This window comes from Citrobacter sp. RHBSTW-01013 (assembly GCF_013781985.1).
GTDB lineage: Bacteria > Pseudomonadota > Gammaproteobacteria > Enterobacterales > Enterobacteriaceae > Citrobacter > Citrobacter braakii.
This window is the reverse complement of the sequence record NZ_CP056185.1, coordinates 3,862,790-3,875,700: the sequence shown is the minus strand read 5'-3', so window position 1 is coordinate 3,875,700 and position 12,911 is coordinate 3,862,790. Positions and strand designations below refer to the sequence as shown.

Sequence of the window (12,911 nt, the reverse complement as noted above, 5' to 3'; positions counted from 1 at the left end):
ATCTTATGACTACCCGTACCCCCACATCTTACCGCCTGACGTTAACCGTCGGGCTTTGCTTTTTAGTTGCCCTGATGGAAGGGCTGGATCTACAGGCCGCCGGGATCGCTGCTGTCGGTATCGCCCAGGCATTTTCGCTGGATAAAATGCAGATGGGCTGGATCTTCAGTGCGGGCATTCTCGGGCTGCTGCCCGGCGCGCTGGTGGGCGGCATGCTGGCCGATCGCTATGGCCGCAAGCGTATTCTTATTGCCTCCGTGGCGCTGTTCGGCCTGTTCTCGCTGGCGACGGCGATTTCCTGGGATTTCTCGTCGCTGGTGTTTGCCCGTCTGATGACCGGCGTCGGGTTGGGCGCGGCGTTGCCGAATCTGATCGCGCTGACCTCCGAAGCGGCGGGCCCCCGTTTTCGCGGTACGTCGGTGAGTCTGATGTACTGCGGCGTGCCGATTGGCGCGGCGTTAGCGGCGGCGCTCGGGTTTAGCGGTCTGGCCGCCGCCTGGCAAACGGTGTTCTGGGTTGGCGGAGTGATCCCGCTGCTGCTGGTGCCGTTGTTGATGCGCTGGCTGCCAGAATCACAGGTTTATGCCCAGCAAACACAGGTGGCCGCCGCGCCGTTGCGCGCCCTGTTCGCACCTGCTACCGCCACAGCCACGCTGCTGCTGTGGTTGTGCTATTTCTTCACCCTGCTGGTGGTGTATATGCTGATCAACTGGCTGCCGATGCTGCTGGTGGAGCAGGGCTTTCAGCCCTCGCAGGCGGCTGGCGTGATGTTTGCTCTGCAAATCGGTGCGGCCAGCGGCACGTTAATTCTCGGGGCGTTAATGGACAAACTGCGCCCGGTGGTCATGTCGCTTCTGATCTACACCGGGATGTTGGCTTCGCTGCTGGCGCTGGGGACGGTGTCGTCATTGAGCGGTATGCTGATGGCTGGATTTGTGGCGGGGATGTTTGCCACTGGAGGACAAAGCGTGCTGTATGCGCTGGCTCCGCTGTTTTACAGTACGCAGATCCGCGCGACAGGCGTGGGTACCGCCGTCGCCGTTGGGCGTCTGGGGGCGATGAGCGGCCCGCTGCTGGCAGGAAAAATGTTAGCGCTCGGCACTGGAACGGTAGGCGTGATGGCAGCTTCTGCGCCGGGCATTTTACTGGCAGGGCTGGCGGTATTTTTCCTGATGAGCCGTAAATCGCAGATGCCGATCCCGACCAGTGGCTCATAAACAATCGTTCGGTTGTATGAGTGGGGAGATACGGTTCCCACTTCCGGGTGAACGCCAGCCGGCGATGACGTTGCCAGAGTTTATGTAAAGCCTGGCAACGGAGGCGTTATGAGCTGGCGGCCCTTTTTATATTTGATAATTAACCCCCACCCGATATTAAGCGCCCGGCGCGGTCATCTGCGTCTGGTGCAGGGTTGATTTTGCATTGTGTTAACAAACGCGGTATAACACACCTTCTTTGGATGTTTAGATGTCCATACGTTTGGAAGGTTATATGCAAACAACACAACAAAATGCGCCACTGAAGCGCACGATGAAAACGCGTCACCTGATTATGCTCTCCTTAGGCGGCGTGATTGGCACAGGGTTATTCTTCAATACCGGCTACATCATCTCCACTACCGGGGCCGCGGGAACGCTGCTGGCCTATCTGATTGGCGCGCTGGTGGTCTGGCTGGTTATGCAGTGTCTGGGCGAGCTGTCGGTCGCGATGCCGGAGACCGGGGCGTTTCACGTCTATGCCGCGCGCTATCTCGGCCCGGCGACGGGGTATACCGTGGCCTGGCTCTACTGGCTGACCTGGACCGTGGCGCTTGGTTCGAGTTTTACCGCTGCCGGATTCTGTATGCAGTACTGGTTTCCGTTGGTGCCAGTATGGGTCTGGTGCGTGGTGTTCTGTGTGATTATTTTTGGCCTGAACGTTATCTCCACGCGCTTTTTTGCCGAAGGGGAGTTCTGGTTCTCGTTGGTGAAAGTGGTCACTATCATCGCCTTTATTATCCTCGGTGGGGCGGCGATTTTTGGCTTTATCCCGATGCAGGATGGCTCGCCCGCGCCGGGGCTGAGTAATATCACAGCGGAAGGTTGGTTCCCGCATGGCGGCTTACCGATCCTGATGACTATGGTGGCGGTGAACTTTGCTTTTTCGGGAACTGAGCTTATCGGTATTGCCGCCGGTGAAACGGAAAATCCGCGCAAGGTGATCCCGGTGGCGATTCGTACCACCATCGCGCGACTGATTATTTTCTTTATCGGCACCGTGTTTGTGCTGGCGGCGCTGATCCCGATGCAGCAGGCGGGCGTGGAGAAAAGCCCGTTTGTGCTGGTGTTTGAGAAGGTAGGTATTCCGTACGCCGCCGATATTTTTAACTTCGTGATCCTGACAGCCATTCTTTCTGCGGCGAACTCCGGGCTGTATGCCTCCGGGCGCATGCTCTGGTCGCTGTCGAATGAACGTACGCTGCCAGCCTGTTTTGCGCGAGTAACGAAAAACGGCGTGCCGCTGACGGCGCTGTCGGTCAGTATGCTCGGCGGCGTACTGGCGTTGTTTTCCAGCGTGGTGGCTCCGGACACGGTATTTGTCGCGCTGTCGGCAATCTCCGGGTTTGCGGTGGTGGCGGTGTGGCTGAGCATCTGCGCCTCGCACTTTGTTTTTCGCCGCCGTCATCTGCAACAGGGTAAGGCATTGAGTGCATTACATTATCGTGCGCCGTGGTATCCGCTGGTGCCGGTATTGGGATTTGTGTTGTGCCTGGTGGCCTGTGTGGGGCTGGCATTCGATCCAGCGCAGAGAATTGCGTTGTGGTGCGGGTTACCGTTTGTTGCGTTGTGCTATGGTGCATATTTCCTTACTCAACCCCGTAACGCAAAACAGGAGCCAGAACATGTCGCAGAATAATCCGTTACGCGCTCTCCTTGAGAAACAGGATGTCCTGTTACTGGATGGCGCGATGGCGACGGAGCTGGAAGCGCGAGGGTGTAACTTAGCCGACAGCCTGTGGTCAGCCAAAGTGCTGGTAGAAAACCCGGAGCTTATCCGCGAAGTGCATCTTGATTATTACCGGGCGGGGGCGCAATGCGCGATCACCGCCAGCTATCAGGCGACACCGGCGGGCTTTGCCGCGCGTGGTTTGGATGAAGCGCAGTCGAAAGCGCTGATTGGCAAAAGCGTGGAGCTGGCGCGTAAAGCGCGTGAAGCGTATCTGGCAGAGAACCCGCAAGCGGGCACGCTGTTGGTGGCGGGATCTGTCGGACCTTACGGCGCGTATCTGGCGGACGGCTCTGAATACCGTGGCGATTACCAGCGCAGCGCCGAGGCATTCCAGGCGTTTCATCGCCCGCGCGTGGAAGCATTGCTGGATGCCGGGGCCGATCTGCTGGCCTGCGAAACTCTGCCGAATTTTGTCGAGATTGGCGCACTGGCTGAGCTGTTGACCGCGTACCCGCGTGCACGTGCCTGGTTCTCATTTACTCTGCGTGACAGCGAGCATCTGAGCGACGGTACGCCGCTGCGTGACGTGGTCGCGTTGCTGGCGGATTATCCGCAGGTGGTGGCGTTAGGCATTAACTGCATTGCGCTGGAAAACACCACCGCTGCGTTGCAGCATTTACACGGCTTAACGGCGCTGCCGCTGGTGGTGTATCCGAATTCGGGCGAGCAGTACGATGCCGCGAGCAAAACCTGGCATCATCACGGTGAGTCTTGTGCGCAACTGGCGGATTATCTGCCACAGTGGCAGGCCGCTGGCGCACGATTGATTGGCGGGTGCTGTCGCACCACGCCCGCGGATATTGCCGCGTTAAAAGTTCAAGTTCAGGCTCGATAAGACGTAAGCCGCCATCGGGCATTTTTGCCAGATGGCGATACGGTATGAACCGGAAACATGGGTAACACTTTATGCCGCATCCGCCAGCACAAACATGCCGTACGGATGGATTTCGAGATAATACTGCTCGCCGACGTCCGGCTGCAGACGCGTAGCGTTGACCTGCAATAAAATCTCCTGTCCGTGCCACTCCACCGTGACCTCATATTGGGGTCCCATATACGCGACGTGGCGGATCACGCAGCGCTGGCTCTCTTCGCCGCGGTCGCTGAGGGTGATCGCTTCCGGGCGCACGCCTACCATGCCCTCGCCTTGATCGCTAAAGTGCAGTGGGCGCGGCAGATGATAGCCGTAGATATCAACGTATCTGTCGCTGAAGGTGGCCGGGAACAGGTTAGAATCGCCCATAAAGCTCGCCATAAAGCGGGAGGCGGGCTGGCGATAGAGATCCTGCGGCGAGCCGATCTGCATGATGTGTCCCTTGTTCATCACCAGTACGGTATCGGAAACCGCAAAGGCTTCGCTTTGATCGTGGGTGACGTACAGCGAGGTGATATCAAACTGCTTTTGCAGCTCGCGGATCTTGTCGCGCATGCTGCGACGCAGGTTGGCGTCCAGGTTACTTAACGGCTCATCAAACAGCAGCACTTTCGGTTTGAGGATCAACGCACGGGCCAGCGCCACGCGCTGCTGCTGACCGCCGGAGATCTGATCGACAAAGCGGTCTTCAAATCCCTCCAGATCCACCATCGCCAGCGCCTCTTTGACGCGGGTTTTCACCTCCGCGCGCGACACGCCGAGCATCTTCAGGCCATAACCGACGTTCTCCCCTAACGACATGTGCGGGAACAGGGCATATGACTGAAACACCATACAGATATCGCGCTGCTGAATAGAACGATGGGTAACGTCTTCGCCATCAATGAAAATTTGTCCTTCGCTCGGTTTTTCCAGCCCGGCAACCAGACGCAAGATGGTGGTTTTACCGCAGCCGGACGGGCCGAGCAGCGTTACCATTTGCCCCTGCGGAATGGTGAGATTGATATTGTCGATAACCGTGTTGCTGCCAAATCGTTTAGTGACGTTGCGCAGTTCAACGAAATTTTTCTGAGTCATAGTGCGCTCCATTACGCCTGGTTTTTGGCTTTTGAACGGGAGGTACGTGATTCACCGATCAGCCAGTCAAAGATGAAAATAATCGCCAGCATCACCACGATCAAAATGGAACCGTAGGCAATCGCCACGCCGTATTCGCCGTCTTCTACGCGGTTCAGGATGTAGGCCGTGGCCACGCGGGTATCCGGCGTGACGAGGAACACAATGGCGCTGACGGTGGTAATGGCGCGCACAAAGCTGTAGATCAGCGCTGAGAGGATCGCCGGGCGCAGCAGCGGCAACAGGATATGCGTAATGGTGCGCAGGGAACCGGCGCGCAGACTGAGCGAGGCTTCATCCAGCGATTTATCGATTTGGCCTAAGCCCGCAATGCCCGCCCGGATACCGACCGGGACGTTACGCATCACCATTGAGATAATCACGATGGCGGCGGTGCCGGTGAGGTATACCGGGGCGCTGTTAAAGGCCAGAATGTACGATACGCCCGCTACGGTGCCCGGAACGGCAAAGCACAGCATAGTGGTGAACTCGATGGTCTTTTTGCCTTTAAACTGCTGACGCACCACAACCCATGCGATCAGCAGGCCGAAGATGGCGGTGATCGGCGCGGCAATCCCGGCGTAGAGCAGGGTGTCGAGCAGTGAAGGCCACGCGCCGTCGCTCATTCCCTGACCGAACAGTTTGGTAAAGTTCGCCAGTGTCAGGGTGTAGTCCACGCCCCAGTTTACGGTGAAACTGCCGTAGAAAATGCTGCCGTAGAGCAGGGCGTTAAAGGCAATCCACACCGCCAGCAGCGCGACCACGCTCCATACCAGCGTTACCGGCAGCGGCTGCACGTCGCCCCGATAGGATTTACCGGAAACGGTGACGTACGAGCGTTTACCAATCCACATGTACTGCACGCAGAACACCAGCAGCGAGAACAGCAACAGGAAGGCACCCAGCGTACTGGCGGCCTGGTAGTCGAGCTGGGAACCGGTGATGTAGAAGTAGATTTGCGTTGCCAGCACGTCAAAGTTACCGCCAAGCACCAGCGGGTTACTGAAGTCGGCCAGCGACTGCACCACCACAATTAAAAAGGCGTTTGCCAGCGCCGGTTTTAGCAGCGGGACAAACACGCCGTTAAAGGTTTGCCAGCGGCTGGCGCGCAGGGTGTATGACGCCTCCTCCAGCGACGGATGAATGGTTTTGATCGCCCCGTCGAGGATCATAAACGCCATCGGAGTGAAGGCCAGCACCTGCGCCAGCCAGATGCCGGTAAAACCGTACAGCCAGTTGGTGTTGGTCAAACCAAACCATTCGACCATAAATTCGGTGATGTAACCGGAGCGTCCCATCATCAGCGTTACGCCTAAACCCACAACAAACGGCGGGGTGACGATCGGCAGAATCGAGAAAATACGTCCGATAATGGCGCTGCGTTTCGCAATACGGGTGGTGTAGATAGCCAGCACCAGGCCAAAGAAGGTACAGCCGACGCCGACGGCAATCGACAGCATAATCGAGTTGAGGATCACCTGAATGATATGCGCCTGCGACAGCACATTCATAAACGCCAGCGGAGCAAATTCTCCGGCGTCGTTGGTGAACATCGGAATGAAAATAGCGATACTTGGCCAGACGATAAAAATACCGATCAGCGCGACAATCGCGGTGAGCGAGCCGATGACGAAACGGTCGCCGCCCAGCCATTCCAGACGGGTGAGCGCCAGGGTCATGATCGCGCCAAGTGCCACAAACAGCACGATGGTGGCATAGCCTAAGCCGCGTCCCTCAATAGTCGCGCTGGCGACGATAAACGCCATACAGAAAAACGCCCAGCCCGCGTCAAAATAATGGCGGCTGCGCTGTTCGCGTCTGGCTTCATGGAACGGGCGCACCAGCAGCAGGCTTGGCAGCAGATACCAGAGCCAACTGATGTTGAACTGTGACCAGCCGTAGGCGGCGAGAATTTCTTCGCGCGTCGACTCAAGCAGACCGTAGTCCAGGCTCCAGCTCGGCAGCAGGGCAAACGCCAGCCAGCCGAGTAAAATCCAAAGAAATATCGCATCCCGTTTTTTCACGGGATGGAGTGCAAGTGTGTGTGACATAGCGGTTCCGGTATTTCAGGCCGGATATGGCGTTAAGGCCTTATCCGGCAAATGAACGCAAATCTGGGGTTATTTACCCATCTTCACTTCGCTGACCCACTTATTGATCAGGGCTTTACGCACGTCGGTCGAGCCGTACTTATCCATGTCGTAATTGATAAGCTTCAGGTCGTCGAGCTTCAGCGAGTTAGGGGACGTCTCGGCGGTGGTGTTGGTCAGGATCTGATAGGATTTACCTTTCTTCCACGCCAGCTCCTGCGCGTCTTTCGACAGTACCCAGTCAACGAACAGTTTGGCGTTATCGAGGTTGCGCGCGCCTTTCAGGATGCTGACACCGCCGATTTCATAACCGGTACCTTCGCACGGTGAGACAAGTTCCAGCGGTGCGCCCTGTTCTTTTTCCAGTGAGTAGTCGTGCAAGAAACCGATGCCGATAGCCGTTTCGCCACGGGCGGCGTTGCGCGCCGGGGCAATGCCGGATTTGGTGTACTGGGAGACGTTGGCGTTGAGCTGTTTCAGGTAGTCAAAGGCCTGATCTTCTCCCCACAGTTGGGCAAAAGTCGCCAGTGCGGTATAGGCGGTACCGGAGCTTTGCGGATCAGCAATCTGGATTTCGCCTTTGTATTCCGGTTTGGTCAGATCCTTCCAGCATTTTGGCACCGGTAGGTTTTTCTCTTTCAGGCGCTGGGTATTGACGCCAAAGCCCAGAATACCGACATAAACCGCCGAGGAGAGGTTGCCTTTCACTTTTGCCGGATCGCGAAACTTCTCCATGATTTGTTCGAGGTTTGGTGATTTATACGGCTGCAGCAGCCCCATTTCACCGGCCTGAGACTGTGGATCCAGCGTACCGCCGTACCAGACATCCGCTTGCGGGTTTTTCTTCTCGGCATCCACTTTCGCCAGCGTACTGCCTGAGCCGTTGCGAATGAATGAAGTCTTCACATCATATTTTTCACCGAAGGCTTTGGTTTCGGTTTCGCACATTTCGTTGGTGGCGCTGCAATACACCACCAGACGACCCTGCGCCTGAGCTGCACTGCTGAAGGCTGCCAGCGTCAGAGCGGAGGCAATTAGGGTAGAAGTAAGCGTCAGTTTCATTGTTTTATCCTTTGACTGAGAGAAGGGGGAATGCCCGCAATGAGCAATGGCATCAGCAATAAACCCATAAAGACAGCGGCAACCGAGAGCAAACTGAACATTCCCGACCAGCCGTAGTGTTCTATGACCAGCGACAGCGGCCAACCCGCCAGCGCGGCCCCCAGATAGGCGAACAGCCCGAGAAAACCAGTAATTGAACCTGCCGCCGCTTTATGTCCGCATTCCACGGCCGCGAGGCCAATTAGCATCTGTGGGCCAAACACAAAAAAGCCCACGGTAAAGAAACACACTGCCAGTAGCGCGTAGTGGTGCACCGGCGCCAGCCACAGCGCGGCGACGGAGACCATCAGCCCCAGTGTGAATAGCAAAATCATTGGCGCACGCTGACCGCTGAACAGCAGATCCGAACCCCATCCGGCAAACAGCGCCCCCAGCAAGCCACCGACTTCAAACAGCATTACCGTGGCATTGGCGCTGAGCAGGTTCACACCGTGGCTTTCCGTCAGCCAGATGTTGCCCCAGTCGTTCAGCGCTATGCGGATCAAATAGACCAACACATATGACACGCCGAGTAGCCAGATCATCGGGTTCTTCAGCATGGTGGTGCGCAACATTTGCCACAGCCCCATCGGCGGGCTTTGCTGCTCCTGACGCAACTCCAGCGGGTCTTGCCGCCATTCCCCAACCGTGGGTAAGCCTTCTTCCCGGGGTGTGCCTTTCAGTTGCAGGGTGAGCCAGATGCCTAACGCCATGCTGATTATTCCTGGAGCCAGCATGGCTGCCTGCCAACCCCACCAGTGGGCGGCAAAGGCGCTAATCAGCGGGATGATGGCCCCTCCGATGTTGATCGACATATTCCAGCAGCCCCACCAGAAGCCGCGTTCGTTGCGCGAGTACCAGTGAGTCAGTAGTCGGGCGCAGGGCGGCCAGCCCCAGCCCTGAAAAAATCCGTTCAGCGTCCAGACCACCAGGAGCAGCGTCAGCGATTCACCAAAGGCGAACAGCACGTTTAAAACGCCGGTGGCAAACAGGCCAATGCCCATAAACGCGCGCTGTCCGTGGCTGTCGTGCCATAGCCCGGCGGTGAATTTCGACAGGCCATAGGTCAGATAAAACAGCGATCCCAGCAGGCCGATATCGCCTTTATCCAGACCCAGATCCGTTTGCAGCGCCGGGAGGACGTAGTTAACGCTTTTGCGCGTCAGATAAAACGCGGCGTACCCAATCACCATACACATCAGCAGCCGGGGGCGTAGCGCCCGGTATTGTTGGTCTGTTTCGCGTGATGCACGTGCATGCATGGCAGCCTCCGTTTGTGCTGACTATAGGAAAGTGAAAGCAAAATGGGATGAGATAAAGTCCGCAGTGACTAAGACTTTTTCCTGGTTAACGGCTGATTTGTTGCAAATTTGTGGGCAGGTTAACAATTACCCGCGTGCCGTTGTTCGATTCGAGCGTCAGTTCGCCGCCAAGGGCGCTGACCCGCTCACGCATCCCCTGGATACCGAACCCGGGGATTTTCTCTGCGAGAATACCTACACCGTTGTCAGCGACGTGCAGAAACACGCGGTGTTCCTGCTGGCGCAGCGTAATCGATACTTCGCTGGCATCGGCATGTTTACAGACGTTATTGAGCAACTCCTGCAGCAGGCGATACAGTGTGAAACGCACCGTTTCATTTTCTGGCGTATTTTCAAGCTGATAGTCAAACCAACAGCGAATGCCGCGTTCGGCAAAGGCAAATTCATTCACCAGATGATGCAGTGCATCTTTAAAGGCCAGTTCATCGAGCGCGGGCGGCCGCAGCTGGCGCAACAGTTGGCGGGTGGAGTGGTGAATGCGCCGGGCAAGGTCGTTGATCTGATTTGCCGCTTCAAGCGTTTGCTCGCGACCCGGCGCGCGCTTGACCAGTTGCGACTGAATTTGAATGGCGGTGATGTTCTGACCAATTTCGTCGTGTAGCTCCCGCGCCAGGCTTTTGCGCGTATTTTCCTCGGTGCGGATCAGTTGTTCGGTCAGCGCGCGTCGCGCTGCCAGTTCGGCTTCCAGACGCTGGCGATAATGGTGCAGGTTTTGCGCCAGATGCTGCTGGCGGCTGATAGCGATCCCCAGCCCTATGCCCAGCAGCGCCTGGGTGGCGAGGAAAATCTCCAGCTCCAGTAAATTGCTGAACCCGACGCCGATTTGCCGGGCGATGGTGATCATCATGCTGCCGAGCAGTCCGGACAACACGCCGCCCTGCCAGCCAAATTTCCACGCCATCACCACGTTCGGTAAGAACACCACGATTAGCAGCAGGCGCTCGATCTCTGGTGACAGCACCATCTGGGTACCTATGCCAATAATGAAAAACAGACTGCACCAGATGATAAGCGAGGTACGCAGGGGGGGATTGGTGGTATCCAGTCCAAGCAAATGATAGCGGTGCTGCTGGCGCAGAAATTCATAGATCAGATAGACAAACGGCGTCAGCAGCACGCCGCCGGTAAACGACGCCAGGCCAATTAACGTTGCCGGGCTTTGGATAAACGGTGAAAGCAGGAGGGTATTGAGCAATGACGTGATCGTCACCGCGGCCAACAGCAGCGTTAAGCGCTGCCAGTAAAGGGGGAAGCGGTGCCAGTATGACTGGCCGATACTCGCCGGTATCAGGCTAATCAACGGCGCAACTAGCAGGATATAGCCATTCACTAATTGCTCGCTGTGCAGCCAGAACAGCATCAGCACCGGCGGCAGTACCAGCGCGGGCCAGTAACGGCGAGAAAGCAGGATTAGCAGGGCGAGATAGACGCCGTGCGGCAGGAATAGCGCTGCCTGCTGGCCGTTGTGGGTCAGGTAAAACCCCAGCGTCCACAGCATCAGCCAGCCCGATCCCCAGGCCAGCAGAATAAACAGAGAAATAACCCCATGACGAAGGCTGCGTGACATTAATACCCCGTCAGCAACTGGTGGTCGAGTGCAAAATGCACCAGATCGATGGTGCTGTGGCATTGCAGTTTGCCCAGCACGTTCGCACGATGAACGTGCACCGTTTTATGGCTGAGGTCGAGCTTGAAAGCGATCTCTTTTACGCTGTCGCCTTTGACCAGAAGATCAAACACTTCGCGCTCGCGCGGGGTCAGTATCTCCAGTACCTGCGCGGGCTGTTCGCCGCCGCGTAGCGCCCGTAGCGCGTCGGCGCACAGGTAATGCCCGCCCATACCAACCGATCGTACCGCCTGCACCAGTTCCTCTGGCCCGCAGCGTTTGGTCAGATAACCGCTGGCACCGGCATCCAGTGCGCTTTGCACAAACGTGGGTGAGTCATAGATGCTGAGAATAATGGCGCGAAAACCGGGCTTCTGCGCCCGCAGTCGTTTTAACAGGCTCAGGCCATTTTCATCCGGCATGGCGATATCCATCACCGCAACGTTGACGTCATCATGCAGTAGTGCAGGCCACGCCTGTGCCGCGCTGCTGTACTGGCCAGCAACGTTGAGATCGTCTTCGAGACTGAGTAATTGCGCAAAGCCGGAACGCACCACCACATGGTCATCCACCAGCACAACATGAATCATGATCTTGCTCTCTTGCCTGACAATGGCATCTATGATGCCTGCCAGCGCCGCGCTGGCAATCCCCGTGGCGCGGATATGTAACGAATGTAACAAAATCGCAATAATTTGCCGGCCTGCAATCAAATGCATTTCCGGGCTAAGCATTGCCGCTTTTTTTCTAAAAACAGATCGCTATTAGCCAGAATTTTTAATTCCTTTATCAAATTGTGCCGCAACGAAATACTGCCCCCATAACAAGACAGGGGAGCAGACAATCATGGCTATTTCATCGCGTAACGCACTACTTGCCGCACTGGCATTCATCGCATTTCAGGCACAGGCGGTGAACGTCACCGTTGCTTATCAGACCTCCGCTGAACCCGCCAAAGTGGCGCAGGCGGATAACACCTTTGCTAAAGAGAGCGGGGCTACCGTTGACTGGCGCAAATTCGACAGCGGTGCGAGCATCGTCCGTGCGCTGGCATCCGGTGATGTGCAGATCGGTAATCTTGGCTCCAGCCCGCTGGCGGTCGCTGCCAGCCAGCAGGTGCCTATTGAGGTTTTCCTGCTGGCGTCAAAACTCGGCAATTCTGAAGCGCTGGTGGTGAAGAAAAACATCAGTAAACCGCAAGATTTGATTGGTAAGCGCATTGCCGTGCCGTTTATTTCCACTACCCATTACAGCCTGCTGGCGGCGTTGAAACACTGGGGTATCAAAGCAGGGCAGGTGGAGATTGTGAACCTGCAGCCACCCGCGATTATTGCCGCCTGGCAGCGCGGAGATATTGATGGTGCTTATGTCTGGGCGCCTGCGGTAAACGCGCTGGAAAAAGATGGCAAGGTATTAACCGACTCATCGCAGGTTGGCGAGTGGGGCGCACCGACGCTGGACGTGTGGGTGGTGCGCAAAGATTTTGCCGAGAAGCATCCTGAGGTGGTGAAAGCCTTTGCCAAAAGCGCCATCGACGCCCAGCAGCCTTATATCGCTAATCCCGATGAATGGCTGAAACAGCCGGAGAATATCAGCAAACTGTCGCGTTTGAGTGGCGTACCGGAGGCGGATGTGCCGGGCCTGGTGAAAGGTAACACCTATTTGACGGCACAACAGCAAACCGCTGAGCTAACCGGCCCGGTGAATAAAGCGATTATCGACACCGCGCAGTTCCTCAAAGAGCAGGGCAAAGTCCCCGCCGTCGCGACGGATTACAGCCAGTATGTGACCGATCGCTTCGTGCAATAAATAAG

General features: G+C 56.8%; 10 protein-coding genes. 4 read left to right on the top strand and 6 right to left on the bottom strand.

Annotated elements, in window-relative coordinates; translation table 11 throughout:
• The first annotated feature begins 5 nt into the window (after nt 1-5).
• From mhpT to mmuM, 3 genes are all read left to right on the top strand, one after another.
• The gene (mhpT, locus tag HV350_RS18685) at nt 6-1,217 is read left to right on the top strand and encodes a 3-(3-hydroxy-phenyl)propionate transporter MhpT (RefSeq protein WP_181629106.1); all 1,212 of its coding nucleotides are present in this window, start codon (nt 6-8) and stop codon (nt 1,215-1,217) included.
• 274 nt (nt 1,218-1,491) lie between these two features.
• The gene (gene mmuP, locus HV350_RS18680) at nt 1,492-2,895 is read left to right on the top strand and encodes an S-methylmethionine permease (protein ID WP_032946968.1); all 1,404 of its coding nucleotides are present in this window, start codon (nt 1,492-1,494) and stop codon (nt 2,893-2,895) included.
• Nucleotides 2,882-3,823, top strand: coding sequence for a homocysteine S-methyltransferase (gene mmuM / locus HV350_RS18675; protein WP_094761417.1), 942 nt, complete (start codon nt 2,882-2,884; stop codon nt 3,821-3,823). The genes mmuP and mmuM overlap by 14 nt, the downstream gene beginning before the upstream one ends.
• Nucleotides 3,824-3,892: 69 nt before the next feature.
• Here mmuM and fbpC read toward each other — a convergent pair whose 3' ends face one another.
• The 6 genes from fbpC to HV350_RS18645 all read right to left on the bottom strand — a co-directional run bounded on the left by fbpC (nt 3,893) and on the right by HV350_RS18645 (nt 11,687).
• Nucleotides 3,893-4,939: a ferric ABC transporter ATP-binding protein gene (gene fbpC / locus HV350_RS18670; protein ID WP_016151981.1), complete on the bottom strand. Its 1,047-nt coding sequence runs from the start codon at nt 4,937-4,939 to the stop codon at nt 3,893-3,895.
• Nucleotides 4,940-4,950: 11 nt separating this feature from the next.
• The gene (locus HV350_RS18665) at nt 4,951-7,029 is read right to left on the bottom strand and encodes an iron ABC transporter permease (RefSeq protein WP_019076131.1); all 2,079 of its coding nucleotides are present in this window, start codon (nt 7,027-7,029) and stop codon (nt 4,951-4,953) included.
• 69 nt (nt 7,030-7,098) lie between these two features.
• Nucleotides 7,099-8,130: an ABC transporter substrate-binding protein gene (locus HV350_RS18660; RefSeq protein WP_016151983.1), complete on the bottom strand. Its 1,032-nt coding sequence runs from the start codon at nt 8,128-8,130 to the stop codon at nt 7,099-7,101.
• The gene (gene uhpC, locus HV350_RS18655) at nt 8,127-9,431 is read right to left on the bottom strand and encodes an MFS transporter family glucose-6-phosphate receptor UhpC (protein ID WP_047357663.1); all 1,305 of its coding nucleotides are present in this window, start codon (nt 9,429-9,431) and stop codon (nt 8,127-8,129) included. The genes HV350_RS18660 and uhpC overlap by 4 nt, the downstream gene beginning before the upstream one ends.
• Nucleotides 9,432-9,516: 85 nt before the next feature.
• The gene (locus tag HV350_RS18650) at nt 9,517-11,058 is read right to left on the bottom strand and encodes an MASE1 domain-containing protein (protein WP_053389831.1); all 1,542 of its coding nucleotides are present in this window, start codon (nt 11,056-11,058) and stop codon (nt 9,517-9,519) included.
• Nucleotides 11,058-11,687 (bottom strand): response regulator transcription factor, encoded by a 630-nt coding sequence (locus HV350_RS18645; RefSeq protein WP_075847357.1) that lies wholly within the window; start codon nt 11,685-11,687, stop codon nt 11,058-11,060. The genes HV350_RS18650 and HV350_RS18645 overlap by 1 nt, the downstream gene beginning before the upstream one ends.
• A 256-nt stretch (nt 11,688-11,943) precedes the next feature.
• On the opposite strand from HV350_RS18645, the gene tauA reads away from it, so the two are divergent.
• A complete protein-coding gene (gene tauA, locus HV350_RS18640; RefSeq protein WP_049042255.1) occupies nt 11,944-12,906 on the top strand; it encodes a taurine ABC transporter substrate-binding protein in 963 nt (320 codons plus the stop codon).
• Nucleotides 12,907-12,911: the final 5 nt, after the last annotated feature.

Excerpts from the sequence above, each read along its gene's own strand:
- HV350_RS18660 (WP_016151983.1), bottom strand. The coding sequence starts at position 8,130 with ATGAAACTGACGCTTACTTCTACCCTAATTGCCTCCGCTCTGACGCTG.
- fbpC (WP_016151981.1), bottom strand. The coding sequence starts at position 4,939 with ATGACTCAGAAAAATTTCGTTGAACTGCGCAACGTCACTAAACGATTT.
- HV350_RS18665 (WP_019076131.1), bottom strand. The coding sequence starts at position 7,029 with ATGTCACACACACTTGCACTCCATCCCGTGAAAAAACGGGATGCGATA.
- mmuM (WP_094761417.1), top strand. The coding sequence starts at position 2,882 with ATGTCGCAGAATAATCCGTTACGCGCTCTCCTTGAGAAACAGGATGTC.
- HV350_RS18645 (WP_075847357.1), bottom strand. The coding sequence starts at position 11,687 with ATGATTCATGTTGTGCTGGTGGATGACCATGTGGTGGTGCGTTCCGGC.
- tauA (WP_049042255.1), top strand. The coding sequence starts at position 11,944 with ATGGCTATTTCATCGCGTAACGCACTACTTGCCGCACTGGCATTCATC.
- mhpT (WP_181629106.1), top strand. The coding sequence starts at position 6 with ATGACTACCCGTACCCCCACATCTTACCGCCTGACGTTAACCGTCGGG.
- HV350_RS18650 (WP_053389831.1), bottom strand. The coding sequence starts at position 11,058 with ATGTCACGCAGCCTTCGTCATGGGGTTATTTCTCTGTTTATTCTGCTG.
- mmuP (WP_032946968.1), top strand. The coding sequence starts at position 1,492 with ATGCAAACAACACAACAAAATGCGCCACTGAAGCGCACGATGAAAACG.
- uhpC (WP_047357663.1), bottom strand. The coding sequence starts at position 9,431 with ATGCATGCACGTGCATCACGCGAAACAGACCAACAATACCGGGCGCTA.